Source organism: Streptomyces sp. NPDC088810 (genome assembly GCF_044750305.1).
Taxonomy (GTDB): domain Bacteria; phylum Actinomycetota; class Actinomycetes; order Streptomycetales; family Streptomycetaceae; genus Streptomyces.
On record NZ_JBIVJQ010000002.1, the window covers coordinates 937,250 to 963,957 of the forward strand.

General features: G+C 74.4%; 24 protein-coding genes. 6 read left to right on the plus strand and 18 right to left on the minus strand.

What is annotated here, in order from left to right; translation table 11 throughout:
• Positions 1–2 precede the first annotated feature (2 nt).
• From ACIP4Y_RS10675 to crtI, 7 genes are all read right to left on the minus strand, one after another.
• Entirely contained in the window at positions 3–932 is a 930-nt protein-coding gene (locus ACIP4Y_RS10675) for a homoserine O-succinyltransferase (RefSeq protein WP_401390546.1), read from the minus strand.
• On the minus strand, positions 929–2,839 hold the full coding sequence (locus ACIP4Y_RS10680) for an FAD/NAD(P)-binding protein (protein ID WP_401390549.1): 1,911 nt from the start codon (positions 2,837–2,839) through the stop codon (positions 929–931). Before ACIP4Y_RS10680 ends, ACIP4Y_RS10675 begins: the two co-directional genes overlap by 4 nt.
• Positions 2,836–3,843 carry a 2,3-diaminopropionate biosynthesis protein SbnB gene (gene sbnB / locus ACIP4Y_RS10685; protein WP_401390552.1) on the minus strand — a complete coding sequence of 336 codons (1,008 nt, stop codon included), beginning with the start codon at positions 3,841–3,843 and terminating at the stop codon, positions 2,836–2,838. The genes ACIP4Y_RS10680 and sbnB overlap by 4 nt, the downstream gene beginning before the upstream one ends.
• 62 nt (positions 3,844–3,905) lie before the next feature.
• The gene (gene sbnA, locus ACIP4Y_RS10690; RefSeq protein WP_358647873.1) at positions 3,906–4,853 is read right to left on the minus strand and encodes a 2,3-diaminopropionate biosynthesis protein SbnA; all 948 of its coding nucleotides are present in this window, start codon (positions 4,851–4,853) and stop codon (positions 3,906–3,908) included.
• A 725-nt stretch (positions 4,854–5,578) separates the two neighbouring features.
• Positions 5,579–6,595, minus strand: coding sequence for a DUF5914 domain-containing protein (locus tag ACIP4Y_RS10695; protein ID WP_401390555.1), 1,017 nt, complete (start codon positions 6,593–6,595; stop codon positions 5,579–5,581).
• Positions 6,592–7,614 (minus strand): phytoene/squalene synthase family protein, encoded by a 1,023-nt coding sequence (locus tag ACIP4Y_RS10700; protein ID WP_401390558.1) that lies wholly within the window; start codon positions 7,612–7,614, stop codon positions 6,592–6,594. The genes ACIP4Y_RS10695 and ACIP4Y_RS10700 overlap by 4 nt, the downstream gene beginning before the upstream one ends.
• 462 nt (positions 7,615–8,076) lie before the next feature.
• Positions 8,077–9,612, minus strand: coding sequence for a phytoene desaturase family protein (gene crtI, locus ACIP4Y_RS10705; RefSeq protein ID WP_401390561.1), 1,536 nt, complete (start codon positions 9,610–9,612; stop codon positions 8,077–8,079).
• Positions 9,613–9,907: 295 nt separating this feature from the next.
• Between crtI and ACIP4Y_RS10710 the strand changes: the two genes are divergently transcribed.
• From ACIP4Y_RS10710 to ACIP4Y_RS10720, 3 genes are read left to right on the plus strand one after another with little or no spacing between them, the layout of a single operon-like run.
• Positions 9,908–11,110 (plus strand): lycopene cyclase family protein, encoded by a 1,203-nt coding sequence (locus ACIP4Y_RS10710; RefSeq protein ID WP_401390564.1) that lies wholly within the window; start codon positions 9,908–9,910, stop codon positions 11,108–11,110.
• Positions 11,111–11,128: 18 nt separating this feature from the next.
• Entirely contained in the window at positions 11,129–11,911 is a 783-nt protein-coding gene (locus tag ACIP4Y_RS10715; protein WP_401390567.1) for a methyltransferase domain-containing protein, read from the plus strand.
• Positions 11,908–13,458 (plus strand): FAD-dependent oxidoreductase, encoded by a 1,551-nt coding sequence (locus ACIP4Y_RS10720; RefSeq protein ID WP_401390570.1) that lies wholly within the window; start codon positions 11,908–11,910, stop codon positions 13,456–13,458. Before ACIP4Y_RS10715 ends, ACIP4Y_RS10720 begins: the two co-directional genes overlap by 4 nt.
• Positions 13,459–13,482: 24 nt before the next feature.
• Here ACIP4Y_RS10720 and ACIP4Y_RS10725 read toward each other — a convergent pair whose 3' ends face one another.
• The 6 genes from ACIP4Y_RS10725 to ACIP4Y_RS10750 form a co-directional block, all read right to left on the minus strand.
• A complete protein-coding gene (locus ACIP4Y_RS10725; protein WP_401390573.1) occupies positions 13,483–14,859 on the minus strand; it encodes a cryptochrome/photolyase family protein in 1,377 nt (458 codons plus the stop codon).
• A 5-nt stretch (positions 14,860–14,864) separates the two neighbouring features.
• A complete protein-coding gene (locus ACIP4Y_RS10730; RefSeq protein WP_401390576.1) occupies positions 14,865–16,394 on the minus strand; it encodes an SDR family oxidoreductase in 1,530 nt (509 codons plus the stop codon).
• Positions 16,395–16,505: 111 nt separating this feature from the next.
• Positions 16,506–16,676, minus strand: coding sequence for a hydrophobic protein (locus tag ACIP4Y_RS10735; RefSeq protein ID WP_358648297.1), 171 nt, complete (start codon positions 16,674–16,676; stop codon positions 16,506–16,508).
• A gap of 87 nt (positions 16,677–16,763) precedes the next feature.
• Entirely contained in the window at positions 16,764–17,045 is a 282-nt protein-coding gene (locus ACIP4Y_RS10740) for a hypothetical protein (RefSeq protein ID WP_401390579.1), read from the minus strand.
• Positions 17,042–18,127 (minus strand): B12-binding domain-containing protein, encoded by a 1,086-nt coding sequence (locus ACIP4Y_RS10745; RefSeq protein WP_401390582.1) that lies wholly within the window; start codon positions 18,125–18,127, stop codon positions 17,042–17,044. The genes ACIP4Y_RS10740 and ACIP4Y_RS10745 overlap by 4 nt, the downstream gene beginning before the upstream one ends.
• On the minus strand, positions 18,124–19,791 hold the full coding sequence (locus ACIP4Y_RS10750) for a PP2C family protein-serine/threonine phosphatase (protein WP_401390585.1): 1,668 nt from the start codon (positions 19,789–19,791) through the stop codon (positions 18,124–18,126). Before ACIP4Y_RS10750 ends, ACIP4Y_RS10745 begins: the two co-directional genes overlap by 4 nt.
• A 247-nt stretch (positions 19,792–20,038) precedes the next feature.
• Between ACIP4Y_RS10750 and ACIP4Y_RS10755 the strand changes: the two genes are divergently transcribed.
• A complete protein-coding gene (locus ACIP4Y_RS10755; protein WP_401390588.1) occupies positions 20,039–20,917 on the plus strand; it encodes a YihY/virulence factor BrkB family protein in 879 nt (292 codons plus the stop codon).
• A gap of 161 nt (positions 20,918–21,078) precedes the next feature.
• Entirely contained in the window at positions 21,079–21,582 is a 504-nt protein-coding gene (locus ACIP4Y_RS10760) for a MarR family winged helix-turn-helix transcriptional regulator (RefSeq protein WP_401390591.1), read from the plus strand.
• A 2-nt stretch (positions 21,583–21,584) separates the two neighbouring features.
• Here ACIP4Y_RS10760 and ACIP4Y_RS10765 read toward each other — a convergent pair whose 3' ends face one another.
• The 4 genes from ACIP4Y_RS10765 to ACIP4Y_RS10780 form a co-directional block, all read right to left on the minus strand.
• Positions 21,585–22,793 carry a PP2C family protein-serine/threonine phosphatase gene (locus ACIP4Y_RS10765; RefSeq protein ID WP_401390594.1) on the minus strand — a complete coding sequence of 403 codons (1,209 nt, stop codon included), beginning with the start codon at positions 22,791–22,793 and terminating at the stop codon, positions 21,585–21,587.
• A gap of 115 nt (positions 22,794–22,908) precedes the next feature.
• Positions 22,909–23,355, minus strand: a complete 447-nt coding sequence (locus ACIP4Y_RS10770) for an anti-sigma regulatory factor (RefSeq protein WP_401390597.1) — start codon at positions 23,353–23,355, stop codon at positions 22,909–22,911.
• A gap of 58 nt (positions 23,356–23,413) precedes the next feature.
• Positions 23,414–24,301, minus strand: coding sequence for an STAS domain-containing protein (locus tag ACIP4Y_RS10775; protein WP_401390600.1), 888 nt, complete (start codon positions 24,299–24,301; stop codon positions 23,414–23,416).
• A gap of 147 nt (positions 24,302–24,448) precedes the next feature.
• Entirely contained in the window at positions 24,449–25,609 is a 1,161-nt protein-coding gene (locus ACIP4Y_RS10780) for a PP2C family protein-serine/threonine phosphatase (RefSeq protein ID WP_401390603.1), read from the minus strand.
• A gap of 198 nt (positions 25,610–25,807) precedes the next feature.
• Here ACIP4Y_RS10780 and ACIP4Y_RS10785 point away from each other — a divergent pair, with 198 nt between their 5' ends.
• Complete coding sequence (locus ACIP4Y_RS10785; RefSeq protein WP_401390606.1) at positions 25,808–26,242, plus strand: MarR family winged helix-turn-helix transcriptional regulator; 435 nt, start codon at positions 25,808–25,810, stop codon at positions 26,240–26,242.
• Between the two features lie 340 nt (positions 26,243–26,582).
• Here the strand turns inward: ACIP4Y_RS10785 and ACIP4Y_RS10790 are convergent.
• The coding region (locus tag ACIP4Y_RS10790; RefSeq protein ID WP_401390687.1) for a sigma factor-like helix-turn-helix DNA-binding protein at positions 26,583–26,708 on the minus strand (126 nt) is incomplete at its 5' end.

Below are 26,708 nucleotides of genomic sequence, written 5' to 3' on the forward strand. Positions count from 1 at the left end.
GCTTACACTCCTGACTTCTCGGCCGTGATGTCGGCCAGGGGGATTCCGTCGCGCGTGAGACCGCGCAGCCAGTTGCGGTAGAAGAGCCGTCCGTGATCCTGCCAGTTCTCCACCGGGGCCGCCGACGGATCGTCGTCAGGGAAGTAGTTGACCGGGAGGGCGATGTCCGCGCCCTTGTCCTGGTCGCGGCGGAACTGCCGCAGCAGGGTGTCGGGGTCGTACTCCGGGTGCCCGGAGACGTACAGCTCCCGGCCGTCCCGGCTGACGGCGATGTGCACCCCGGACTCGGGCGACTCCACCAGGATCCGCAGCTCCTCGGTCTTCTCGAAGTCGGCGCGGAGGTTCTCGGTGTGGCGCGACTGAGGCACCGTCACCACCGGCTGGAAGCCGGCCAGGAGCGGGGACGAGGGGTCGGTGAGCGTGTTCGGGAAGTTGCCGAACAGCTTGGCGGGCAGTTCGTGCTTGGGGATGCCGTACCGGTGGTACAGCGCGGCCTGGGCACCCCAGCAGACGTACTGGGCGGAGGTGACGTGCTCCCGCGCCCAGTCCATGATGCCGCGCAGCTCGTCCCAGTACGTCACCTGCTCGAAGGGCAGCAGCTCGACGGCGGCGCCGGTCACGATCAGGGCGTCGAAACGGCGGTCTGCGACGTCCTCGTGCGTCTGGTAGTGCTCCTTCAGGTACGCCTCGGGCGTGCTCTTGGAGATGTGGTCCCGGGGGCGCAGCAGGGTGACGCGGACGGGGAGGCCGGCGCCGGACAGCAGGCGCAGCAGCTGGGTCTCGGTGACCGGCTTGTCCGGCATCAGGTTGAGGATGGCGAGTTCGACGGCCGGGGTCGCGGTGCCGGCCTCGCGGGGCTCGACGGTGACCGTGATGCCTTCCTCGGCGAGCTGGTCGACGGCGTCGATCCGGGTGGGGACGATGAGGGTCACTGCGCGGTGCTCCTGGTGGTCTCGGGCTCGGTGGCGGCGGCGAGTTCGGCCAGTACGGCGGTGACGCACCGGTCGGCGTCCGCCAGCGCGCGGTTGCGGCCGCCGGGCGAGGGCACGTAGTGGTTGTAGAAGGTGGCCCCCTCGCAGAGCGGGCCGAGGACGCGGACCTTCCGGTCGGGCCGGCCGTCGGCGGCGACGGGATGCTGGTCCGCCGTGATGTCGACACCGCGGCTGCTGCGGGCGCCGGGGCGGTGCCGGCGGATGCGTCCGCCGGCTGCGAGGTCCGCCAGCAGCGGGCTGCCGGTCGCCTCCACGTCGGGCTGGCCCGAGGTGGCGTACGCCAGCCAGTCGGCCGGTGCGCTGTGGCCGGTGCCGAGGCGGGTGGAGGAGATCCGCCACGCCGTCCCGTCCCACTCGACGCGCGGCGCGGGCCCGAAGGGGACGCTGACGATCCCGGCCTCCAGCAGGGCGAGCAGCTCTTCGTGCCGGTCGAGCTGCGGGCCGGTCACCGAGCGGTTGAGGGTGGCGGTGAAGGAGCCGTAGAACTCGTCGTGGGAGTCCTCGTCCAGGCCGCCGAAGTCGACGGCGTGGCGCACGACGTCGCGCAGGTCGCGCAGGACTTCGAGGCCGGCCTTGGTGGGGCTGCCGCCGAGGCCGAGCCGTGCCTCCACCAGGTCCGACCGCAGCCGCTCCTCGTACCACTTCTGGTAGGCGTCGCTGGAGTCGAACTCGGCGGCGTCGGGGAAGAGCAGTTCCTGCGGGTCGAAGTGGCCGAACCGCTCGGCGTGTTCCAGGTCCAGGGCCCGCAGCTCGTCGTCCAGGGTTCCCGCGTCCGCCGCCGCGCGGAGCCGCGCCGTCAGGGTGTGCTCGGCGTCGGATCCCCGGGCGAGGGCGGCGCCGCGGCGGTGGAAGGCGATGCGCATCTCGGTGCGGATCAGCGGCAGCAGGTCGCCGTGCAGGCTCAGGGGGCGGTCGTCCCCGGCGGAGCGCAGGCGGTCCAGGGCCTCGGAGGTGAACACCACCGGCCGGTACGGTCCGCCGGTGCGGTTGGCGGCGGGCCGGGCCCGGAAGGGGATGCCGGTCCGGGAGAACAGCAGGACGCGTGGTTCCCGTCCGCTGGGCAGGTAGCGCAGGCCGCCGTCGACCGCCTCGTACCGGCCGCCCCGGCCGAGGGTGAGCGAGGCGAGGACGTCCATGGCCGACAGGCCGGTGCCGCCGAGGGCGACGGTCCGGCCGGCGGCGACGTCCGCGAAGGCCGTGGCGGGCGGGTAGATCGCGTGGATACGACGGGACGCGCCCGGTGTCCCGTGGTCGGGGGCGGCCGGCGGGGTGTGGCCTGTGGTGAGGAAGACCGTGTCCACCCGCAGGGTCTCGCCGGTGTCCAGGGTGATCTGCCGGGAGTCGTCCGGGCCGGCGGACAGGCCGGTCGCCGTGGCGCGGTGGACCCGTACCTCCATGTTCTCGGGGACGCGGTCGAGCAGGCGCCGCAGGAACCAGGCGAGGTACTCGCCGAGCACTCGCCGGGGCAGGTAGTCGTCCGGTCGTACCGGCCGGCCCTCGTGGCCGAGCGTGTAGCCGTCGTCGGCCACCTTCAGGCCCCGGGCCGTCACCCAGGTGTACAGGTCGGGGCCCCGGTCGCCGACGGCCTCGCCGACCGTCGCCTCGTCGGGGAAGAGGCTCACCTGCGCGCAGACGGTGTTGAGCAGCAGGTGGTCGGGCTGGTCCACGGCGTGGATGCCGACGCCGCTGCCGTCCGGGTCCACCACCTCGACGACGAGCCGGCGGCCCGCCCACTGGGGCCGTGCGGCGAGGGTGACGAGGCGTTCGAGGACGCCGATGCCGCGCGAGCCCAGGCCGATGATGCCGACGGTGCCCGCGACCGCGGTCCGCTGGGGGGAAGTCGTCACCACCGCTCGGTCTCCCCGAAGAAGTCGGCGATGGCGGTGACGCGGCCCGACTCGGCCGCGACACGGTGCACTTCGAGGCCCACGGCGAGGTCCAGGACGCCCAGGCCGAAGGGCGAGAAGACGACCGGCTTGTCCGTGCCGACCGTGACCTCGCCGTTGATGACCTCGGCGAGGGTGCCGGTGATGAAGTCCCGGTTGCCGTACTTCTGTTCGGCAAGGTGCGGGGAGGTGTTGGCCTTCAGGCAGTGGTCGACGTCGTCCAGCACGTTGTAGGAGCCGGCGATGAGTTCGGGGCCGATGTCCCGCAGGGAGATGTTGAGGACGATCTGCCCGGGCGCGAAGGCGTCGGGTTCGAGGACGTACGGCTCCCCGGCCGTCGTCGCGAAGACGACCAGGTCGGCGCCGGACACGGCCTCCTGGAGGGTCTCGGCGTAGGACGCCGGGTACGCCAGCCGCTCGGTGGCGTGGGCCGCCAGGGCCGTGCCGTACTCCTGGCTCAGGTCGTGCACCACGACCTGCTCGAACGTCCACTGCTCGGCGTGGAAGAACTCCAGGATGTTGCGGGCGATGATGCCCGCGCCCACCACCGCGAGCCGGCCGCCCTTGCGGCCGCCGGTGAGGACGTCCGCCGCCAGGACGGCCGAGGCGGCGGTGCGGGCGGCGCTGATCTGCGAGGCCTCCAGGAGCGCGAACGGGTAGCCGGTCTCGGCGTCGTTCAGGACGAGCGTGGCCGAGGCGCGGGGGATGCCGCGCTCGATGTTGGCCGGGAAGCTCGCGATCCACTTGATGCCGGCGACCTCGCGCTCGCCGTCGAGGTAGGCGGGCAGGGCGATGATCCGGTCCGCCGGCTTCTCGGGGAAGCGGAGGAAGTAGCTGTCCGGGTTCACGGAACGCCCGGCGTGGTGGGCCAGGTAGGTGTCGCGCACGACCCGGACGATGTCCCGGCGGCCGTCCCGGACGATGTCCCGGACGGTACGGCCGTTGACGACATCGAATTCGAACATGGTGACTCCTTCAATCTCTGTGCGTGTTGCTCGGTGGGGCGGAGACGGCAACCGGGTCCGGGTCAGTCGTCGACGGCGCCGAAGCGCTCGCCGACCCAGTCGTCGTCGTAGATCGTGTCGAGGTAGCGCTCGCCGAGGTCGGGGCTGATGGCGACCACCGAGGCGCCCTCGGGGATGTCGCGGTGCCGGGTCTCGACCGCGGCGAGCACCGATCCGGTGGAGCCGCCGGCGAGGATGCCCCGTCCGGTCGCGAGCCGCCGGCACATGCGCACCGCCTCGGCCTCCGGCACCATGACGACCTCGTCCACGAGCCCGTCACGGAAGATCTCCGGACGCCGGCTGGTACCCAGGCCGGGGATGTGCCGACGGGCCGGGGAGGCCCCGAAGGTGACCGAGCCGGCCGTGTCGACCGCGATGATGCGGGTGCCGGGCGAGTGCTCGCGGAAGTACTCGGCGCAGCCCATGAGCGTGCCGGTGGTGCCCGCGCCGACGAAGAGGACGTCGACCTCGCGCTCCTTGAGCAGGGCCGGGGCGGTGCGCCGGTAATGGGCCTGCGGGTTGGCCTCGTTGGCGTACTGGTTGGGCCACACCAGACCGGGGTCCTCGCGCAGCCGGGCGTGGATGTGGTCGATGCGGGACTGGAGGAAGCCGCCGTTGGCGTCCCGGCGGTCGACGATGACCACCTCGGCGCCGTAGGCCCGCATCAGACGGACGCTGGTGGCCGCGGTGTTGGGGTCCGCCACACAGGTGAACCGGTAGCCGCGGGCCGCGCAGACCGAGCTGAGCGCGATGCCGAGGTTGCCGGAGGACGACTCGATGACCCGGCCGCCTGGCTTGAGCACGCCACGGCGCTCCAGGTCCTCCAACAGGCCCACGGCCGCCTTCAGTTTGATGGACCCCGCGAGGTTGAGGCCTTCGATCTTGAGCGTGAGGTCGACGCCGGGGATGAAACCGCTCAGGTCGAGGAAAAGGTCGTCGAGGACCAGGTCGTACGCATTGCGAAAGATCATCGAGCACCTTCGGAAACGGGTTGAGCGTGACGGAGGTGGTACGAGTGGTGCGGTGCCGACGGCGCGCCGACGACGGACCCGGGCGCGGGAGGGCGCGGGCAGCCCGAGGACGCGGGGCAGGGCCGTCGCGGGACGGGACGCGGACGTGAGCCGGGTGCGCCGGCGGGGTGCTGCCCACCCCGTCCGGCCGGACGTCAGGAGAGCGCGGCCTCAGCCGTGGAAAGTGCCCGGCCCGTCGATGAGTTGCCCGGTGCGACAGCGTGGGAGGCGCGCCCGAGCGCGCGGACACGGGGCGGTCCGGGTACCGGCGGAAGGGCCTTCCCCGGACGCGGCGAGTCGCCGGTGCGTCGCGGGGACTCCGCCGTGCTGGTGAGGACACCGCTGCTCGCGGTGTGGGAGCCGCCGACTCCGGTCAGTGGGACGGGAGTTCGCTCGCCCGGGCGGCAGGGCGTCGGTGAGCGCTAAGTGGTCGTCCGTCTGCTCGCGGACCGACGCCTGCGACGGCCCGGAGTGGCTTTCCCTCGGCGCGACGAGCGCACGCGTGACATGCACGCCTTTCCCCTTCCCCCGTGGACGGCAATGGTGTTGCCTGTATGTCACGGACTGCCGGTGTGGCGGCGGTGCGTGATCTTGGGGTAACTCTAACTCGCTCTCAGTGACGCGTCTATGACAACGAGATGAAACCCTCCGGCAGCCGGGGACCCACCGGACGGCCGCCCCCGCGCTCAGCCGGGGAGACGCCCGGACGCGCGTAGCGTCCAGCGGCGCTCGGCGTACGCCAGGTCGTCCCGCCACAGGCGGGCGGCGGCGGCCCGGACCAAGGGGCGCAGCAGGGGGGCGGCATGGCGGGCCGCGGTGAATCCCGTCCGGCCGGAAGTGGCGACCACGGCCTCCACGACCGCCGTGCGCGGCCGTCCCAGCACGTCCGGCCCGAGCGGGGTGGCATGGGTCTCCACGACGGAACCCTCCCCCTCGCCCCGCACGATCCGCATCACCACCGTGCGTGGCCCCGGCGCGGTGAACACCGCGCGCACCGGGACGACCAGCCGCCCGGCGACCCGGAACGACACGTCCACCGTGAACGCGTCCCCGTCCCCGTCCACGCCCGGCCCCGGGACCCGGACCACGGTGAGGTCGGTGAAGGAGTGCGGGTGGAACCACGCCCCGTGCCAGGGGTCGAGCCGGTTGGCGACGACGTCCTCGGGCTCGCACCGGCCCACCCCGGTGTACACGGCCGTCAGTGCCCCGGCCGCCGCGGGGCGCGCCGGCACCGGCGGGCGGCCGGTGGGTTCCTCCGCACCGGCCTCGTCCAGCCGTACCCAGAGCAACACCCCGTCGTCGTGGGCCGGATACGGCGCCCAGCCCGCGAACGGCGCGCCGTCCAGGGCCAGTCCGTGCCAGCGGCACACCAGCGTGCCGCAGCGCACCGCGCCGTCCCCGAGCGGGGCGCCCAGGTGCGGGCAGCTTCCCGGACCGGCCACCGGGCGCCCCTCGGCGTTCCGCCACAGCACGATCTCCCGTCCGGCCACCGTGCGGGCCAGCGGCCGGCCGGGGCGCAGGCCCCGGGAGGCGCCGACGACGTACCAGTTGCCGGCGGGGCGGGCCCGGGCCCGTTCGAGCGCGTCGGCGATCAGCGCGGGGCGGGCCTCGCGCCAGGTGGGGCGCTGCCGTTCCCAGGCGACGGGGGCGCGGCGCAGACTCAGCGGCAGCCGCCGGGGGCGGGACGGCGGGAGGGGGCTCACACGGCCTCCTCGTGGCCGCGCGGGGAGCGGACGGCGGCGTGGGGTGCCGGAGGTGCGGCGGGCGGCACCGTCCGGCTCCCGGCCAGGCGTGCCGCGGTGCGGGCCGCGGCCAGCCGCACCAGGCCGTCCGCGGCGACCAGGGCCCGGCGCCGCCGGGGTACCGCGGCACGGCGGTGCAGTACGGCGTACCCGGTGCCCGCGACGGCGTCCAGGATGCCGCCGTACAGGACGAACGCGGTGCGGATGCAGGGCCGGGAGACCGGGTCGAGCAGGTCGATGCCGGGGGCGGCGCGCCGGTAGGCGGCCCGGGTGAGCGACGCGAACTCCCGCAGCGCGTGCACGACCCGCCGTTCGGAACTGCCGGTGGCCCGGCAGTGGCGGAGCAGGCCGCGGTCGACGCCGTGGGCGGCGAGGAGGTCCTCGGGGAGGTAGACGCGTCCGCGGTCCAGGTCCTCCCCCACGTCCCGCAGGAAGTTGGTCAGCTGGAAGGCGACGCCCAGTTCGGAGGCGTACGGCTCGGCCTGCCGACGGGGCGCCACCGTGCCGAGTACCGGCAGTATCTGCAGGCCGATCACCGCGGCGGAGCCGTGCATGTAGCGGCGCAGGTCGGTGTAGGTGGCGTAGGAGGCGGTCGTCAGGTCGCTGCGCATGGCGGCGAGGAAGTCGGCGAAGTGGCGGTGGTCGATGGCGTAGCGGCGGGCGGTGTCCGCGAGCGCCCGCACCACCGGCTCGGCTCCCGTGCCACCGGCCAGGCCGCGCGCGAGATCGGCGTCCAGCCGGTCCAGCGCGCGGGCGCGGGCGTGCGGGCCGGCGGTGCTGTCGAGGGAGTCGACGATGTCGTCGGCCCAACGGGCGAAGCCGTACAGGGCGTGCACCGCGGGGCGCCGGCCGGGGGTGAGCAGCCGGGTGGCGAGGAAGTAGGTGCGGCCGTGCCGTGCGTTCAGCTCCCGGCACCGGGTGTAGGCGGCCCGCAACTCCGGTTCGGTGATCCCCGCGGCATCCAACTCCCGCGCCGTCATGAACGAACCTCACACACCCGGTCCGACGTCCCCGCGCTGCGGATCACCCGCGGACACCTCCCGGCCGGACCGACATCGGGCCGGCCCCGCACCCCGGCACCGCGAGCCACGCGCAAGCTCCTTCCGCCCGGGCCGACAACCAAGCGGCCCCGCACCCCGGCACCGCGGACCACACCTGGGCTCCTTCCGCCCCGGCCGAAACCCGGGCAGACCGGCACCCCGGCGACGCGGGCCACACCCGGGCACCTCCCGGACGGCACCGGATCCGGGCGATGGAGCGGCGCCCCGGCGAGGCGGACCACACCCGGGCACCCTCCGGGCGGACCGTCCCGGCGGGGGTGCGGCGTCCCGGTCATGTGCGGGCTCCTTCCCGGCGGGCCTGCAACCCGGCGCTGCGAGTCGTGCGCGGGCTTCTTGCCAGCGGGGCTGCGTCCGGACGGGCCGGCGTTCCGGCGCTGTCGATCATGCGTGGGCTCCTTCCCGGCGGGTCGGGATTCCGGCCGGCCGAGGGGTGCGGCCGGTGCCGGTGAGGCGGGCGGCGGCGAGCTTGCCCGACAGCAGTACGGGCGGCACCCCCACGCCGGGTGTGGTGCCGCAGCCGGCGAGGACGGCGTTGGCCGTGCCGCGGACCAGGTTGCGGGGGCGGAACGGGCCGGTCTGGGCGAAGGTGTGCGCCGCGGAGAACGGCGTACCGGCCGCGTGCCCCTGCGCGGTCCAGTCCGCCGGCGTCACCAGGCACTCCTCCTCGATCGCGGCGGCGATGCCGGCCAGGCCGCGGCGGTCCAGGGTGCGCAGCACGCTGTCGCGGTAGCGCGGGCCCAGGGCCGGCCAGTCGGCGGCGCGGGGCCCGATGTCGGAGTTGGGGCAGGGAGCGAGGACGTAGTGCAGGTGGCGGCCGGGTGGGGCCAGCGCGGGGTCGGTCGCGGTGGGCCGGGTGATCAGCAGGGAGGGGTCGCTCATCAGGTCGCCGGTGCGGGTGAGTTCGTCGAAGGTGCGCCGCCAGGCACGGCCGAAGGACAGCGTGTGGTGGGCCAGTCCGGGCCAGGTGCGGTCGCAGCCGGCGTGCAGGACCACCGCCGACGGGGCGTGCCGCAGCCGCAGCGGGCGGCGCGGGGTGCGGCCCAGCAGGCGGTAGGCGACGGGCAGGTCGGGGGTGAGGACGACCGCGTCGCAGGGGATGCGACGGTCGCCGGCGAGCACGGCGGTGACGCGGTCACCGGAGCGTTCCAGCCGGGTGACCGCGTGTCCGTAGTGGAAGGTCGCCCCCGCCTCCTCGGCCGCCTCGGCCATCGCGCGCGGCAGGGCGTGCATGCCGCCGCGCGGGAAGTACACGCCGGCGACGGTGTCCATGTAGGCGATGACCGCGTAGGCGGCCAGGGCGCGTGCCGGGGGCACCCCGGCGTACAGGGCCTGGAAGGTGAAGACGCGGCGCAGCCGTTCGTCGCGCAGGTGCCGGGCGACGGCGGCCTCCCAGCGGCCGAAGCCGCCGAGCAGGGCCAGCCCGAGCAGCCCGGGCCCCAGCAGCTGCCGGGGCGAGTCGAAGTCGGCGTCGAGGAACCGGTGCCGTTCGGCGCGGTACAGCTCGGTCAGCCAGTGCCGCAGGCGCTGGTAGCCGGCGGCCTCACCGGGCCCGGCGAAGCGCTCCACCTCCGCCTCCATCGCGTCGGCGTCGGTGTGCACGTCGAGGGTGCTGCCGTCGGCGAACCGGGCCCGGTAGGCCGGATGCAGCGGGATCAGCTCGACGCGGTCGTACAGCGAGGCGCCGACCGCCGCGAACGCCTCGTCGGCGGTCTCCGGCATGGTCAGCACGGTGGGCCCGGTGTCGATCAGGTAACCGCCCCGCTCCAGCCGGCCGGCGCGTCCGCCGGGCCCGGCGTCGCGTTCGACCACGGTCACCCGGCGGCCCGCGCCGAGCAGGTGCAGGGCGGCGGACAGGCCGGCCAGCCCGGCACCGACGACCACCACGTGGTCGGTGGGCCCCTGCACGGCTCGGCTCAACGGACTCCTCCAGGGGCGGGCGCGGCGGCGCCGGGCGGCGCCGGGCGCCGGCGGGTGTCGTGGGTGGAGCGCATCGCGGTTCCTCTCGCCGGTCGTCACATCCCCTGCATGTGTCCCTTCCGCGCGGGGCGCCGAAGCGGCTGCGCCGTTCGGATGATGCGGTGCGCTGCGAGGCGGGTGACACGCGACACGCCGGGTGCCGCATCCGTACGGTCCGGTCGGCCGGACGCACGTCACACCACGGGACGCGGGCCGCGCACGGGGACGACGGCGGCCACCGAGAGGAGCGAGGGTCGTGGAGCTGGAGGCCGATGTGGCCGTCGTGGGGGCCGGCGCGGCGGGGCTGTCGCTCGCGCTGCGTCTGGCCCGGCCGCCGGCGCACGCCCGGCGGCTGGACACCGTGCTGCTGGCCGCCCCGCCCGGCCCGGCGCGCGCCGCCCCGCGCACCTGGTGCTTCTGGGAACCGGACGGCGGCCCCTACGACGAGGCCCTGACCGCCTCCTGGCAGCGGCTGCGCGTCCGCGGCGCCGACGGCACGGCCGTGACCGCCGGCATCGCCCCGCTGCGCTACAAGATGCTGCGCTCCGACGCCTTCGAGGAACTGGCGGGCCGGGCGATGTCAGCGAGCGGCGGCCGGGTCACCCGGGTCGAGGCGGCCGTGGACCGGATCACCCCGGTGCCCGGCCGCGGCGCCCTGGTGCACGCCCGGCGCGCGGACGGCACCGGGGTCGCCGTACGCGCCCGCCGGGTGTTCGACTCCCGCCCGCTGCCCCGCCTGCCACCCGCCCGTACGACGCTGCTGCAGCACTTCCGCGGCTGGTTCGTCCGCAGCGCGCGGCCGGTCTTCGATCCGTCCGTCGTGGAGCTGATGGACTTCCGCACGCCTCAGCCGGCGCACGGGCTGTCCTTCGGCTACGTGCTGCCGGTCGGCCCGAGCGAGGCGCTCGTGGAGTACACGGAGTTCTCCGGCCGGGTGCTCGACGGTGCCGGGTACGACCGGGCGCTGCGGGACTACGCGGGGCGCGTGCTGGGCCTGGAGGAGTACGAGGTCACCGGGTGCGAGCAGGGCGTGATCCCGATGACCGACGCCCGCTTCCCCCGGCGGACCGCGCCGGACGTGTACCGGATCGGCGCCTGCGCCGGCGCGACCCGCCCCTCGACGGGCTACACCTTCAGCGCCGTACAGCGGCAGACGGCCGCGGTCGCCGCCGCCCTGCACACCGGGCGGCGACCGCTCCCGCCCCGCCCCCACTCCGCCCGCGCCCGCCTCATGGACGCCGTCCTGCTGCACGCCCTCGACCGCGGCCGGGTGGACGGGCCGGCCTTCTTCTTCCGCCTGTTCACGCGCGTGCCCGCACCGCGGCTGCTGCGCTTCCTGGACGGCCGCACCGGCCTGGCGGACGACCTGCGCATCGGCGCGCACGTGCCGGTCGCCGCCATGCTCGCCTCGGCCCTGACCCTGCCCCTCGCCCCACGCCGGACCCCTCCCGCCGCCTGACCACCGGAGCCACGACCCATGCCCCCGCCACCCCGCACCCCCCGGCCCGGCATCCCCGTCCTGCACGACGCCGAACTGGCCGGCGCCTTCGACCACGCCGCCCGCAGCTACGACACGCTGGTGGCCGCCAACCCCGGATACCACGCCCAGCTGCGCCGCTCGGCCCGGCGGCTCGGCCTCCCGCCGGACGGGAGCGGGCTGCGGGTGCTCGACCTGGGCTGCGGTACCGGGGCGTCCACGGCCGCGCTGGCCGCCGTACTGCCCGGCGCGGACATCACCGCCGTCGACGCCTCCGCGGGCATGCTCCGGCGCGCCGCCGCACGGCGCACGCCCCGGCCGGTGCGCTTCGTGCACGCGCCGGTGGAGCGACTGGCCGAGGCCGGGGTGCACGGCCCGTTCGACGCGGTCTTCGCCGCGTACCTGCTGCGCAACACCGCCGACCCGGACGCCGTACTCGCCGCCGCCCGCCGGCTCCTCGCACCGCACGGCCGCCTCGCGGTGCACGAGTACGCGCTGAGCGGGCGGGCCGTGCACCGCGCGGTGTGGACCGCGGTGTGCGGCGGACTGGTGCTGCCGGTCGCCACGCTGCTGGGGGACGGGCCGCTCTACCGCCACCTGTGGCACAGCGTCGTCGGCTTCGACACCGCCGACGCGCTGGGCCGGCGGGTCGAACGGGCCGGCTTCGAGCGGGTGCGGGTGCTGCCGCTGCCCGGCTGGCAGACCGGCATCACGCACACCGTGGTGGCCCGCCGGCCGGCCGACGGGAAGCACGGCGGGGCCGCCGGGGAGGGCTCCCGGTGACCCGCCGCGCCCCCCGCCCCGGCCGCGACCGGCTGGCCCGGCTGCTGCCCGCACCGCCCGGGGCCCTGCGGGCGGACCCCGCCCGCGCGCCGCACGCCGCGGTCGTCGGCGGCGGCATCGCCGGGTTGTCCGCGGCGACCGCGCTGGTTGAGCGCGGGGTACGGGTCACGCTGTACGAGCGCGAGGAGGCACTCGGCGGCCGGCTGGCCGGCCGGCCCACGCGGCTGGCCGACGGCAGCACGGTCACCATGAGCCGCGGTTTCCACGCCTTCTTCCGCCAGTACTACAACCTGCGCGCCCTGCTGCGCCGCACCGACCCGGCCCTGTCCCGCCTCACCGGCCTGCCCGACTACCCGCTGCGGCACGCGGACGGCGCCCGCGACGGCTTCCGGCACGTCCCGCGCACCCCGCCGCTCGGCGCCCTCGGGTTCGCCGCCCTCAGCCCCTCCTTCCGGGTGCGCGACCTGGCGCGGATGAACGTCCGGGCCGCGCTCGGGCTGCTCGACGTGCGGGTACCGGACGTGTACGACCGGCTGGACGCGACCAGCGCCCACGACCTCCTGGAGGAGATCCGCTTCCCGGCCGCGGCACGGCATCTCGCCTTCGAGGTCTTCTCACGCAGCTTCTTCGCCGACCCGGGCGTGCTGTCGGCGGCGGAGATGGCGCTGATGTTCCACATCTACTTCCTCGGATCGGCCGAGGGACTGCTGTTCGACGTACCCACCGAACCGTTCCCGCAGGCACTGTGGGATCCGCTCTCCGGGTATCTGGCCCGTCGCGGGGCGGAGCTGCGCACGGCGACCGCCGTCGAGGCGGTGACGGCCCTGCCCGGCGGCGGCTTCGCCGTGGCCGCCGGCGGCGCGGAGGAGCGCTGCGACGCCGTGGTGCTGGCCGCGGACCCGGGCGCCCTGCGCGCCCTGGTCGCCCGCTCCGCGCGCCTCGGGGACACGCCGTGGCGCGAGCGGATGGCGCGGCTGCGCACCGCGCCGCCGTTCCTGGTCTCCCGGCTGTGGCTGGACCGGCCGGTGCGCGGCGACCGGCCCGGCTTCCTGGGCACCAGCGGCTACGGCCCCCTGGACAACGTCAGCGTCCTGGAGCGCTGGGAGGGCGAGGCCGCCCGCTGGGCCGCCCGCACCGGCGGCTCGGTGGTGGAACTGCACGCCTACGCGCTGCCCGGCGACACCGATCGGGAGCGGTGGCAGAAGGAGCTGCTCGCCGCGCTGCACCGCGTCTACCCGGAGACCCGCCGGGCCCGTGTGCTGGACGCCCGCCACGAATGGCGGGCCGACTGCCCGCTGTTCCCGGTCGGCGGACACCGCGACCGGCCCACCGTGCGCACGCCCGTGCCGGGCCTGGTCGTCGCGGGCGACGCGGTGCGCACGGATCTGCCGGTGGCGCTGATGGAACGCGCCGCGACCAGTGGTTTCCTCGCCGCCAACGCGCTGCTGGAGCGCTGGGGTCTGCGCGGCCACCCGCTGTGGACGGTGCCCGACGGGGGCCGCTCGGCCGCCCTGCGGTGGGCGGCGCGACCGGCCCGCCGCGGTTGACCAACGGCCCCCGGGAGCGAGAGGTCACTGCGGGCGGGCGCGGGCCCTGCGGAAGCGCTCCAGGCCCTCGGACAGCTCCACCACCGGGTCGGGGTAGTCCAGCGCCGCCCGGTCGGGGCCGGGCAGTTTCCAGGGCTCGTGCACCGCCGGGGCCTCGACGCCCCGCAGTTCGGGCAGCCAGCGGCGCACGTAGGTGCCCTCGGGGTCGTACTTCTTCGCCTGCGTGACCGGGTTCAGCACGCGGTTGGGGCGGGTGTCGGTGCCGGTGCCGGCCACCCACTGCCAGTTGAGCTGGTTGTTGGCCACGTCCCCGTCGACCAGCCAGTACAGGAAGTGCGCGGCGCCGATCCGCCAGTCGACGTAGAGCGTCTTGGTCAGGAAGCTGGCGGTCAGCAGCCGGGCGCGGTTGTGCATCCAGCCCTCGTGGCGCAGTTGCCGCATCGCCGCGTCGATCACCGGATAGCCGGTACGGCCCTGCTGCCAGGCCTCGATGTCGTCCCGCGCGGTGCTCTCGGTGCGCCAGCGGTCGTGCCGGGTGCGGTAGTCGGTGTGCGCCGCGTCGGGGCGGGCGGCGAGGACCTGGCGGTGGAAGTCACGCCAGGCGAGCTGCCGGACCAGCGCCTCGGCGCCCGGACCGCCGTGGCTGCGTCCCCGGTGGACGAGTTCCACCGGGGACAGGGTGCCGAAGTGCAGGTGCGGGGAGAGCTTGGAGGTGGCGTCGGCGGCCAGGTCGTCGCGGATCTCGTCGTAGGCGTCCAGCCCGTTGCGCCAGTAGGCGGTCATCCGCCTGCGGCCCTCGCTCTCCCCGCCGGCCGGCAGGGCGGGCGAGACACCGGGGACGGCGCCGCGGACGGGCAGCGGCTCGCCCCGGACGTGGTCGGGCACGGGGACGCGGCGCGGGGCGCCGACGGCCGCGCGCAGCCGGACCTGCGTCCAGCGCCGGAGGTACGGCGTGAAGACGGCGAAGTGGTCCGACGAGGCGGGGGTCAGCTCGCCGGGCGGTACGGCCACGGTGACCGCGTCGTGCACGGACAGACGGCGCCCGTCGGACTCCAGCGCCCGCCGCAGCCGCGCCTCGCGCCGCGTGGCGAAGCGGCTGTGCGCCGCCGACAGGTGCACCTCGTCGGCGTCCGCCTCGCGGACCACGCGGCACACCTCCTCCACCAGGTCGCCGGAGCGCACCACGAGCCGCCCGCCGCGCTCGCGCAGCCCGGCGTCGAGATCGGCGAGGCAGTCGGCGAGGAACGCGCTGCGGTTGGGGGTGGCGAACCCGGCCGCGGCCACGGCACGGTCGCGCACGAAGAGCGGTACGACCGCGTCGGCGGCCGCCAGGGCCGCGTGCAGCGGCGGGTGGTCGTACAAGCGGAGGTCGGAGGTGAACAGCACGACCGAGACGCGCATCGGTGTCAGCCTTCCCTCTGGGACGCGGGGCCGCGCTGCTGCGCGCGTTCGGCGGCGCGGACGATGTTACGGGCCATGCCGCCGAAGACGACCGCGTGGAAGGGCGACACGCTCCACCAGTACAGCTGGCCGAGCAGTCCGTGCGGGTGGAACAGGGCCCGCTGCCGGTAGCGGGCGCCGCCGGCCCCGTCCGCGTCGACGTGCATTTCCAGCCAGGCCAGGCCGGGCAGCCGCATCTCGGCGCGCAGCCGCAGCAGCCGTCCGTGCTGGATCTCCTCCACCCGCCAGAAGTCCAGCGAGTCGCCGACCCGCAGCCGCCGGGCGTCCCGGCGTCCCCGGCGCAGGCCCACCCCGCCGGCGAGGCGGTCGAGCCGGCCGCGCACCGCCCAGGCCAGCGGGAAGGAGTACCAGCCGTTCTCGCCCCCGATGCCCTCGACGACGTCCCACAGCGCGTCGGGCGCCACCTGGGCGTGACGTTCGCGCACGTCGCTGTAGAGGCTGCCGCCCGCCCAGTCCGGGTCGGTGGGCAGCGGGTCGCTGGGCGCGCCCGGCACGGAGGCGGAGGACCAGCGGGTGGCGACCTGTGCGTCCCGCACCCGCTCCAGTGCGAGGGCGACGGCGCGGTCGAAACCGATCGGGTGGCCGGGCGGGCTGGGCACGTACCGCTCGATGTCCCGCTCCCGGCACACCACCTCGTGGCGCAGCGATTCCGTGAGCGGACGGGCGATGGCGGCCGGTACGGGGGTGACCAGGCCGACCCACTGGCTGGACAGGCCGGGGGTGAGCACGGGCACGGGGACGATGAGCCGCCGGGGCAGCCCGGCGACGGCTGCGTAGCGCTGCATCATCTCCACGTACGTCAGCACCTCGGGGCCGCCGATGTCGAAGGCCCGGCTGACGTCGGCCGGCAGGCCGGCGCAGCCGACGAGGACGCGCAGCACGTCCCGTACGGCGATCGGCTGGATGCGGGTGTGCACCCAGCGCGGGGTGACCATGACCGGCAGCCGTTCGGTGAGGTAGCGCAGCATCTCGAAGCTCGCGGACCCGGAGCCGATGATGACGGCGGCCCGCAGCACGGCCGTCGGCACGCCTGCGCCGAGGAGGATGCGCCCCACCTCGGCGCGGGAGCGCAGGTGCGGGGAGAGTTCCCGCTCGGGCACGCCTGCCGGGGTCAGCCCGCCCAGGTAGACCAGGCGGCCGACACCGGCCCTGCGGGCCTGCTCGCCGAAGACGTGGGCCGCCTCCCGGTCGGTCCGCTCGAAGTCGCGGCCGGTGCCGAGCGCGTGCACCAGGTAGTAGGCGACCTCGACGCCCTCCATCGCCGCCGCCACCGAGCCGGCGTCGGTGACGTCGCCGCGCGCGACCTCCACCCGTCCGGCCCACGGCTGGTCGCGCAGCTTCCGCGGCGTGCGCACCAGGCAGCGCACCCGGTACCCGGCGTCCAGCAGTTCCGGCACCAGCCGCCCGCCGATGTAGCCGCTGGCGCCGGTCACCAGACAGAGCCTCGCATCCTCCACGTGCACCGCCGCCTCCATAGTCGCGCTCCCCGGTACTTCTACGGTGCCGCCCGCGCGTCCGGAACGCGCGCAGGGCCCGGCCGTCCCTCGGCCGGGCCCTGCGAAGTGACCGCGTGTGCGGGTGTCAGATCACCATCGGTACCACCGGCTGCGGCCACCGCCCGAGGTCGTGGAGCGCATGACGAAGCCGAGGAGCCACAGCACCAGGACGGCCACGGCGACCCACCAGAGGACCTTGAGGGCGAAGCCGGCTCCGAAGAGGATCAGCGCCAGCAGCAGAACGAGAAGCAGGGGAACCATAGTTATCAACCTCCTGGCGCCCGTCTGCCCTTCCATGTGAGGCGTACGCCCCGACAACGTCTTGTTTACGAAGGGAGAGCCGGGGCACTAACCGTCACCTCTCGCGGTCGTCAGGCGCAGCATCCGCTCCAGGACGTCGGGCCGGTGCTCCAGATGCAGCGTGGCGCCGACGGCGCCGGCCCGGCGGCGGACCGTCAAGTCCAGCCGTACGTCGCTGAGCCCCGCCTCGTCGGCTGTGAGGTGCCGGGCGACCACGTCGCTCAGGCCGTCGCTGGTGTCGTGGCCGAGCTCGCCGGCCACCCGCACGGTGAGCGTGCCGGCGGTGCGGTAGACGGTGACGGCGAATTCGGTGGGGTGCAGGTTGGTCATGCGGGGAGATGGGGGCCGGGGACAGGACGGGTGGGGCGGTCGAGCACCACGGCACTGCCTCGGCGGAGGAGGCCGAGGGTGCGGGGGAACTCGCGGAGCTGCGCGGCCAGGCTGTCCAGGCCGATCGCCACGGAACGGGCGGGCACGTGCCTGGCCTCGAGGATGTCGGCGGTCCAGGCCAGGAACGCGGTGAAGATCCCGGGGTCGTCGACGTAGAGCGCGGTGGCCAGGAAGTCGACGATGTGGGCGATGTCCTGCGCGGTGTGCTCGCGCTGGGCGTCGTCGTAGCCGCGCATGCCCGGGAAGCGGGTTTCGAGGTCGGCCAGCGTCTGTTTGACGAGTGGCGGCCGGGACTGGACGACCATCGTGTACTCCTGGTCGGCCAGGTGCGGCAGGTCGTCCGCCACCTGGCGGATCGCCGCCGGGCCGGGCCGGTCGATGCCCGCCTCGAGCACGGTGGCCGCGCCGCGGGCGTCGGCCGCCCACCGGTCGGCGCCCAGAACCCGGGCGTGGCGGCCGTCCGCGCCGAAGGCCCGGCCGCCCGCCAGGACGGGGACGCCGATGGCCTGGCAGGCGGTGACGGCGGCGTGGGCGGTCGGCAGGCGGGTGGGGACCGATGCGGACAGCAGGACGGCGTCGGGGTTGGTGAGGTGCATGTGGGCGACCAGATGAGGGGTGGGGATCCGGGCGCCCAGGTAGTCGACCTGCCAGCCGCGCAGCCGGAGCACCTCGGCGACGAGCCGGGCGGGGAAGGTGTGCCATTCGCCGTCGACGCAGCCGACCGTCACCCGGCCGGGGCGAGGGGCGTGGCGTTCGGGCGCCGCGCGGCGGTGGGCCAGGGTGGCGACCACCCGCTCGTTGACGGCGGTCGCGGCGTGTTCCTGTGCCACGGTGATGCGGCCGGCGGCCCATTCGGTCCCGGCCTTCTCCTGAACGGGTGCGATCACCTCCAGGAGCAGCGTCTCCTCGTCCACACCGTCGGCCGCCTTGTGGAGGATGTCGACGGCCGCGAATGCGTCGCCGTCGGCCACTGCCTGCCACAGCCGGTCCGGCAGATCGGCCGCCGCGGTGGGATACCTCACGTGCCCCTCCTGGTCTTCCCGCCTGCCCGCCCGTTGAGAACGGTCAGCGGGCCGGTCCGGGGAACGCTGATGGCGACGGCGGCCATGTCGTCGTGGCGGCCCGCGCCCAGCCACTGGGCGGCGAGCATCTGCACCCGTTCCACGACCGCTTCCGCCGGGAGGCCCGCGCACTCCGACAGGGCCCGGCGCAGGCGGTGCTCGCCGAAGAACTCGTCGCCGAGCGGGCCGCCGCGCGCTTCGGTGATGCCGTCGGTATAGAGCAGGCACGTCTCCCCGGGCGCCAGCACCGTGCGGACCGTGTGCGCCGTGACGGTGGGCAGCGCACCGACCAGGGACCCCTGGGCGGGCACCTCCTCCACCGTGCCGTCGGCGCGGACGATCAGCGGCGGCAGGTGGCCGGCGCTGGTCAGCCGGAGCTCGGCTCGGCTGCCGCGGCGGCGGACGGAGGCGAGGACCAGCGTGGCGAAACGGGCGTGGTGGGAGGAGAGGAGCGCGCCGTTGAGCAGGTCGAGCACCCGCTGATGGTCGTCGGTCAGCGGCAGCAGCGCGTGCAGCGTGTTGCGGATCTTGCCGGTGAGCACGGCCGCGTCCAGGCCCTTGCCCGCGACGTCGCCGAGGACGACGAAGGTGTCCTGGGAAGGGTCGGAGCCGGGGTGGACGTCGTAGAAGTCCCCGCCGACCCGCTCGTGGTCCTTGGCCGCGCGGTAGCCGCCGGCGTACTCCACCCCGTGCACGCTGCTCAGCGGCGGCGGCAGCAACTCGCGCATCAGCGTGGCGGTGACGGTGGCCTGTTCGCTGTAGAGGCGGGCGGCGGACAGGGCGGCGCCGGCGCGGGCGGCGAAGAGCCGGGCGAAGACCTCCTCGCCTTCCGTGAAGGACTGCTCGGTGCTGGAGCGCACCAGGATCAGGGCCCCGGCGGGTACGCCGTGACCGGGGAGCGGGGCGACGATCACGGAGCCGACCGGACCGGCGAAACCGTCCGGGGTGACCCAGTCGGGGATGTCGGCGGGGTTTATCCACCGGGCCGGTACGGGCGGGAAGCCCTGCAGGGCCTCGGTCAGGCCCGGGACGCCGGTGACGTCGACCAGCCGGGCGACCTGGGTGACGGGCCCGCCCCTGACCGCGTAGGTCAGGGGGTGGCGCCGCCCTTTCGGCGGGGCGACGAGAACCGCGGCGTCGGCGAGGTGTTCCGCGGCCATGGCGGCGGTCACCTCCATGCAGCGGGGCACGTTCAGCGTGGACAGCAGGGTGCTGGAGACCTGCGAGAGGATCTCGGTACGCGTCTGCGCGTCGGTCAGCGCGGCCTCGGCCAGGCGGCGGTCGGTGTCGTCGACCAGCCACCACACCACGTCGCCGTCGCCGGCCGCCGTGGGATGCGCCTCGAAGTGGCGCTCCTTGATGGGTCCGCTCAGCGGCTCGGCGTGCGGACCGCGCAGGCCGGCACTGATGCGCTGGTGAGCCTCGCAGAGCCAGGACGGGACGTGCTCGTGCAGCCTGTCGCCGCCGGCGGCACCGGGGAGGAGTATCCGGGCGGCCCCGTTGACGTCGACGAGGCCGCCGTGGCGGTCGACGATGAGAACGGGACAGGGGGCCTCAGTCCAGGTCGCGCCGACCGGGTGGCCGGCATCGGGGGGACGGGCGGAGGTACCGGGGGAAGAAGACACAAGCGGAGGCACGCACGTGCGCACCCCACCACCTTCCTGCCATGGAGAAATAGATGTCTTACGGCAACAGTCCCGCACCCGCACCCGCCCTCGCAACCCGTCCGGAAAAGCCGCACTGGACCATCACATCCGGTTACGTCCGTGCCCGCGCTGACGGGTTCCGGGCATGAAAGCGGGGTTTCCGGGAAGGCGACCGGCAGTCGTGGCCGGGGAACGACCGAGCGCCGGAGGTGAGAGCATCCGCCTCATGGAGGACGCAGACGGCCGTACGGCCCGCTGGTGGGCGGCGCTGCGCCGCACGCCGGTGACCGTCTGGAACGACGACGTCACCGACTGGGCCGCCGCGCTGACGTACTACGCCGTCCTGGCGCTGTTTCCGGTCCTGCTGGTGATCCTCTCGATCGTGGGTCTGACCGTACCGACGGCCGAACCGGAGGTCATCGACCGGATGTCGCAGGCCGCCCCGGTCGCCTCCCGCCCGCTGCTGCGCAGCACCCTGCTGGAGATGGCCGGACAGCCGTCGACGGCGTGGACGCTGATCTTCCTGGCGGGGTCGGGAGCGCTGTGGTCGGGCTCCAGCTATCTGAGCGTGTTCCGCCGGGCGCTGCACGCCATGCACCGGATCAGTGCGGACCGGCCGGTCTGGCGCACCGCTCCGCGGATCATCGCCACGGCCCTCGTCCTGATCTCGCTGCTCCTGACGACCACCCTCGCGCTGTTCCTCACCGGCGGCCTGACCCGGTGGCTCGGCCGGGCGCTGAACCTGGGCACCGGGCCGCAGGTCGCCTGGGACGCGCTGCGCTGGCCGCTCGTGGCCGTGGTCGCCGTGACCCTGGTGCTGGTCCTCTACCGTTCGGGCCCCGCACCCTCCCGCCCGGTACGGAGGATGGCGCCGGGCGGCGCCCTGGCGGTGCTGCTCCTGCTGGCCGTCTCCCTCGGGTTCGCCGTCTACACCTCTCACGTCACGACCTACCACCGCCTGTACGGTTCGCTGGCCGGTGTCGTGGTCTTCCTGGTCTGGCTGTGGCTGTCCAACCTGGCCCTGCTGGTCGGCGCCCAGTTCAACGCGGAGCTGGCGAAGCCCGCCCGGCGGAAAGGAGCCGATCGTCCCCTACCCGCCCCTTAGCGCCCACGGCCGCCGCCCGCACCGTGAGCAGGCCGCTCAGGCGTACCTGTCGGCACGGCCGGGTGGTCCCGCACCGCAAACGCTGCTTGCCCCCCGGCCCCTCGGGTACAGCGAGAGATTATGGGTTGTCCCCGCAGCACCCGGATCTTACGGAAAGTGATGTGTTCGTGACTCTTCCCGGCGGCGCCGACGATCGCGCTGAGGGCTCGGGTGACGAGCCGAGCGCCGGCGCCCGTGAGATCGCCGATGCCGTGGAGTGCCTTGCGAACCTGTGGTCCCTCGCCGCTCAGGAAGCGGCCCTACGACTGTCCCCGCACCAGCTGCGGGCGCTCCGGGCCCTGGAGTCGGCACCGGAGGTGAACCTGACCGGGCTGGCGGAACGCCTGGACATCGGGCTCCCCACCGCCAGCCGGCTGTGCGACCGGCTGGAGGCCGCCGGGATGCTGGAGCGCGCACTGCACCCGCACAACCGCCGTGAGGTGCAGCTGAGGCTCACGGGTCAGGGGCGCCGGGTGCTGGCAGACGTGGCCCGACGGCGCACCCAGGCCCTGGCCGGTGTGCTGGCGCACATGGCACCCGCGGAGCGGGCGGCGCTGGTCCGCGGCATGAGGGCTTTCCTCACGGCACACGGCGAGACACCGTGCCGGCCACCGGAGGCGCCGTAGGGTCAGCGGTCCGGTCGCGCCTCCCGGGACGTCCCGGCAGGGCGGCCGTTCCAGTCGACGCAGACGACGGCGGCGTCCGCGAGCAGACCCTCGTGGCCGACGTGTTCGAGCAGCCCGGCGACGACCGACCGGGCGGTCTCGTGCGGGGGTGTCTGCCGGGTTGCGCTCAGGATCTGGCGCAGGACGCTCTCGCCGAACACCTCTCCGGTCGCCGAGCGGGTGCCGTGGACGCCGGTGCTGATGGCGACCAGGCGGTCGCCCGCTTCGACCTGGAACGCCTGCTCTTCGTAGAGGGTCTCCTCGAACATGCCGAGAGGCAGCTGGGCCTCGAGTGCGACGTGTTCGATCGTGGTGCCGCGCAGGCGGTAGAGCTGGGGGGACCCGGCGTCCACGGCGCGCACCCTGCCGGTGGCGAGGTCGAAGTGCAGCAGGAGGGTGGAGGCGTACGACTTGCCTCCGTACTGGGAGTAGACGGCCTGGTCGGCGAGGCACGCCTGGTCCGCGAGGCCGATGCCGGCGCGGCGGGCGTTGCGCAGGGCGCCGACGGCGAGGCTGGTGAGCAGGGAGGCGTCGATGCCCTGGCCCATGCCGTCGGTGACGGTGAGGGTGAGGTGGTCGGCGCTGGTGGACCAGTCGAAGTTGTCGCCGCCGATGGCGTAGGCCGGCTCCAGGTGGGCGCCGATGACGTACTCGTCGCGCACGCAGCCCCGGCCCGGCAGGAGCTGCCACTGCATTTCGGCGGCGAGGGTGAGCCGACGGGTGCGGCGGGCCTGGAGGTACAGGTCGGTGTCCCTCCCGGCCGTGGCGACTTCGTGGGCCAGCGCGGTGGCGAAGTCGCCGAGCCGCAGGACCGTGCCCGGGTCGGTGGCGGTGTCGGGCACGCGCACACAGAGCACGCCGAGACGGTCACCGCGGACCGTGATGGGCAGGTGGACCCGCTCGGTGACCGGGTCGGTGGTCACTTCGACCACCGGTTTCTGCGTGGTGAAGGCGGTACCGGCGGGACCGTCGTGCGCGGAGACCGGATCGCCGGTGTGCGGCAGATGGGTGACGGGCTGCAGGACGGTCAGGCCGTAGTCGGCGAGGAGGAGCGTCACGTCCCGGGCACCGAAGCGCTGCGCCAGCAGACGGCCGGCCGTGGCCACCAGGGCGTGGGGCGGAGCCGCGCGCAGCTGGGCTTCCACGGACGGGACCGGTTCAGAGGCATTCACGGTGTCTCCATCCTCTCCCCTTGTGACCTCCACGCTATCGCGGTCGGGGGCGGCTTCCGGCAGGATCGGCGCAGCGGTTGTTCGCCCGGTGCCCGTGCCCCCGGAGGTCTCCGCGTCATCCGGACCCCGCCCGAGCGGCGGGTACGCCGGCCACCCAGACGACGACGGTGACGACAGCGCCCTGGCCGGGCCGGCTGTCCAGGCTGAACTCGTCCACCAGCCGCTTGGCCCCGCCGAGGCCCAGCCCGAGACCGCACGCGCTGCTGTAGCCGTCGGTCAGCGCCAGTTCGATGTCGCCGATGCCGGGTCCGGTGTCGCGGAAGGCCAGTCGTATCCCACGCCGCGGGCCGTCGGCGAGCGCGGTGATCTCGACCCGCCCCCCTCCGCCGTGGACCAGGGTGTTCCGGGCCAGTTCGCTCGCCGCGGTGACGAGTTTCGTCTGCTGGACCAGCCCGAACCCGAGCCCGGCCGCGAACTGCCGCACCCGCTGACGGACCCACGCGAGATCCGCGTCGGTGCCGATGGGCAGGCTGGTCGTGGCGGCGGGGTCGGAGGCCGTCATCCCCTACCCCCCGGCGCCGGGGGCGGCACCGTGGCCGAGCCACCCGGGAGGGAGGTGGTCATCGCGGGGCCGCACCGGCCGCGCGTCGGGAGATCTCGATGCCCTGCCGGGCGAGGGCGTAGGCCAGGGCGTCGGCCAGCGAGCTGCGCGTGAGGACCGGGCTCAGGTCGATGCCCAGGTGCACGATCGTCTGCGCGATGGCCGGGCGGATGCCGGAGACGATGCATTCGGCGCCCATCAGCCGGGCCGCGGCGACCGTCTTCATCAGGTGCTGCGCGACCAGCGAGTCGACCGTGGGGACGCCGGTGATGTCGAGGATCGCGTAACGGGCCCGCTGCTCCACGACGGCCTGGAGCAGCGACTCCATGACCACCTGGCTGCGGGCACTGTCCAAGGTGCCGATCAGGGGCACCGCGACGACGCCTTCCCACAGGCTGATGACGGGGGTGGCCACTTCGAGCAGTTGCTGCCGCTGCCGGGCTATCAGCTCCTCACCGGCCAGGACCGTCGTCTCCATGATCACCAGTCTCAGCGTGCCCATCAGCACGGTGAGTGCGAGCAGAGCGTCCTGCGCCTCGCGATCGGGCAGCCCCTCGCCGCGCAGCAGCTCGGCGGTCACCGTCCGCAGCCGGGCGGCCTCGTTCGCGATCCGGGCCGGGCTGACGCCCCTGCGGGCACGGGAGGCGGCCATGCGGCCCAGCTGCTCGCGCGCCGGGTCGAACCCGGGGGCCGCGACGTCCTCCAGCCGGCCGCTCGACGCCACCTCGCCCAGCGCGTCGACGACGACCTTGCACGCCTCCACGGCCTCGTCGCGCGAGACGGTGAAGACCGTCCGGAAAAGCGGCGCGTCCGCCCACCGCTGGGCGATCTGTTCGCGACGGCGCTCCAGGAAGGCTCCCAGCTCCCGCGCCGCCGCTCCTTGCGCGGCCTGCTCCGACACCTGCATCGTTTCCTTCCGCGACAGGCCGCTGCGCCGAAGACGGACGCAACTGCGACAATTATTGCCTCATGACAAGTATGGGCACTGCGAGGGCGGTGAAACGACACAGCATCGACACATCCGGCTCGCGCACGCGACGGCCGGAGCGGCGCATCAGCGCCCGTGCCAGTCCAGGCACACCACCAGGGCGTCGTCGTCCGGGACGGACCGGCCCCGATGGCCGGTCAGCTCGCGCAGGATGGCACGCGGGACCTCGGCGGCCGGCAGGAGCCGAGTGGACGTGATCGCCCGGGCCAGGGCGGCATCCCCGTACGCCTCCCCCTTGGGCGAGGCGACCGCGTGCACCCCGTCACTGACGAAGACGAGCCGATCGCCCGGCTCGACCTGGAAGTCCTGGCACACGTAGTCGGTCTCCTCGAACATCCCCAGCGGGAGCTGCGCCTCGAAGGCGACGCGCTCGACCGCTCCGTCACGCAGCCGCAGCAACTGCGGTGAACCGGCGTCCACGACCTTCGCCCGGCCCGTCGCGAGCTCGAACTCGAACATCAGCACGGACAGATAGCAGCGCCCCTGATAGTGCGCGTACACCGCCTGATCGGCCAGGGCGGCCTGGTCGTCGATGGCGATACCGGCCCGCCGGGCGTTGCGCAGGGCGTTGATGGCCAGGTTGGTGAGCAGGGAGGCCTCTATGCCCTCGCCCATGCCGTTGGTGACGTAGAGCATGAGGTGGTCCGCCGTGGCGGACCAGTCGAAGTTGTCACCGTAGATGGCGTACGCCGGCTCCAGCTGCGCGCCGAGTTCGTACTCGGGGCGGGAGCAGGAACGGCCCGGCAGGAGCTGCCACTGCATCTCGGCGGCCAGGGTCAGCCGGTCCTTGCGCCTCGCCCGCAGATACACGTCCGTGTCCCGCTCGGCGACCACGATCTCGTGCCCGAGCACCTCGGCGATGTCCGCGAGTTCACCCAGAAGACCGGACCCACCGCCCCCGTCCGGCAGGGTGACCGACAGGACCCCGAGCCGGTCCCCGCGCACGGTGACCGGCAGGTGGACACGTGCGGACCCCTCGTGGACCACCTCCACGAACGGTTCCTGGGCGCCGAAGGCACGGCCGGCAGCGCTGCCGTGCACCGACACCGGCTCCGCCGTGTAAGGCGGCACCGACAGCGGTTGCAGGACGGTGAGGCCGTAGTCGGCCAGATACAAGTCGACGGAGCACGCGGAGTACTCCTCGGACAGCACCCGGCGCACAGCGTCGAACAACTCGTGCGGCGCCGCCGTGCGCAGGGCGCGCTCGGCGGTCACAAATCTGTTCACGACGGTAAATACACCAATCTTTCGACGGACACACGGGCCTCGCCCAGGCGACGGGGCCCCCGGAGCCGGTCGCGCCGATCGTCCGAACCATCTCTTGCCGCTCCCGGCACCTAGTACGCTGGCGGCCGTCCCAGTGCCTGCGAGAGTGTGACGGTGACTGTCTTCCGCCCCCGCCCCAAGCCCGCCGAGGTAGCACGCGTGACCTTGACGGCCGTGGAGTTGCTGGAAGTCCTCTGGGGGCGGGCCTCGACCGCGCCCGCCTCTCCGTCACAGATGCGCGTCCTGCTCATGCTGGAGCACCAGGACGGCATCAACCTGCGCACCCTCGCCGACTCCCTCGCCTCCACGCCTCCGTCCACCAGCCGGCTCTGCGACCGCCTGGTCGCCGCCGGCTTCGTCGAGCGAGCGGTCAGCCCGGCCGACCGCCGCGAGGTGCGGCTGCACCTCAGCAGCCGCGGCCGTGCCTTCCTGGACGACCTGCGCGCCCGCCGGGAGCAGGAGTTGCAGGCGGTGCTGGAGCTGATGCCCGCCGCCAAGCGGACCGCGCTCCTGGAAGGGCTGGAGGCGTTCTGCGACACGGCGGCGCTGCAGATACACGACAACGCGCCGCACGCCGGAGACCAGACGGCCTGAACACCGGGCCGGGCCACCGGTCGCCCCTGCACTTCAGGGCTTGGATGGCCGGCGCACGGAGCGACCTCCGTCCACCGGAACATTACGGATCCTTCCCCGGGCGTCACGACTCCGACACTTTGTTGCCTCACGGCCATTGTTGTCAAACGGCAACAGTAGGGGCCGTGAGTCTCCCCGTTCGGATACCCCGTCGTGCCCGGGACCCGCTGTGAGCAGCGTCTCGGGAGTGACCCGGCGCTCTCGCCGGCTGCGGCTGTTCCTCACCCCGGGCATGGGTCGGCGGGCCCGGCAGCTGCGCCGGGCCCGCCGATTGCGGAGTCACCAGTGTGCGGCGTGGGGATCAGGTGGTGCTGAGCATGCCTTCGCGCAGACGGGCCAGCAGACGCGTGATCAGCCGGGAGACGTGCATCTGGGAGACGCCGAGCCGTTCGCCGATCTGGGCCTGGGTGAGTTCCTCGACGAACCG

What these genes read in the sequence shown, in the direction of transcription:
- sbnB (WP_401390552.1), bottom strand. Translation starts at nt 3,843, where the DNA reads ATGTTCGAATTCGATGTCGTCAACGGCCGTACCGTCCGGGACATCGTC.
- sbnA (WP_358647873.1), bottom strand. Translation starts at nt 4,853, where the DNA reads ATGATCTTTCGCAATGCGTACGACCTGGTCCTCGACGACCTTTTCCTC.
- ACIP4Y_RS10700 (WP_401390558.1), bottom strand. Translation starts at nt 7,614, where the DNA reads ATGACGGCGCGGGAGTTGGATGCCGCGGGGATCACCGAACCGGAGTTG.
- ACIP4Y_RS10715 (WP_401390567.1), top strand. Translation starts at nt 11,129, where the DNA reads ATGCCCCCGCCACCCCGCACCCCCCGGCCCGGCATCCCCGTCCTGCAC.
- ACIP4Y_RS10725 (WP_401390573.1), bottom strand. Translation starts at nt 14,859, where the DNA reads ATGCGCGTCTCGGTCGTGCTGTTCACCTCCGACCTCCGCTTGTACGAC.
- ACIP4Y_RS10730 (WP_401390576.1), bottom strand. Translation starts at nt 16,394, where the DNA reads ATGGAGGCGGCGGTGCACGTGGAGGATGCGAGGCTCTGTCTGGTGACC.
- ACIP4Y_RS10735 (WP_358648297.1), bottom strand. Translation starts at nt 16,676, where the DNA reads ATGGTTCCCCTGCTTCTCGTTCTGCTGCTGGCGCTGATCCTCTTCGGA.
- ACIP4Y_RS10740 (WP_401390579.1), bottom strand. Translation starts at nt 17,045, where the DNA reads ATGACCAACCTGCACCCCACCGAATTCGCCGTCACCGTCTACCGCACC.
- ACIP4Y_RS10755 (WP_401390588.1), top strand. Translation starts at nt 20,039, where the DNA reads ATGGAGGACGCAGACGGCCGTACGGCCCGCTGGTGGGCGGCGCTGCGC.
- ACIP4Y_RS10770 (WP_401390597.1), bottom strand. Translation starts at nt 23,355, where the DNA reads ATGACGGCCTCCGACCCCGCCGCCACGACCAGCCTGCCCATCGGCACC.
- ACIP4Y_RS10775 (WP_401390600.1), bottom strand. Translation starts at nt 24,301, where the DNA reads ATGCAGGTGTCGGAGCAGGCCGCGCAAGGAGCGGCGGCGCGGGAGCTG.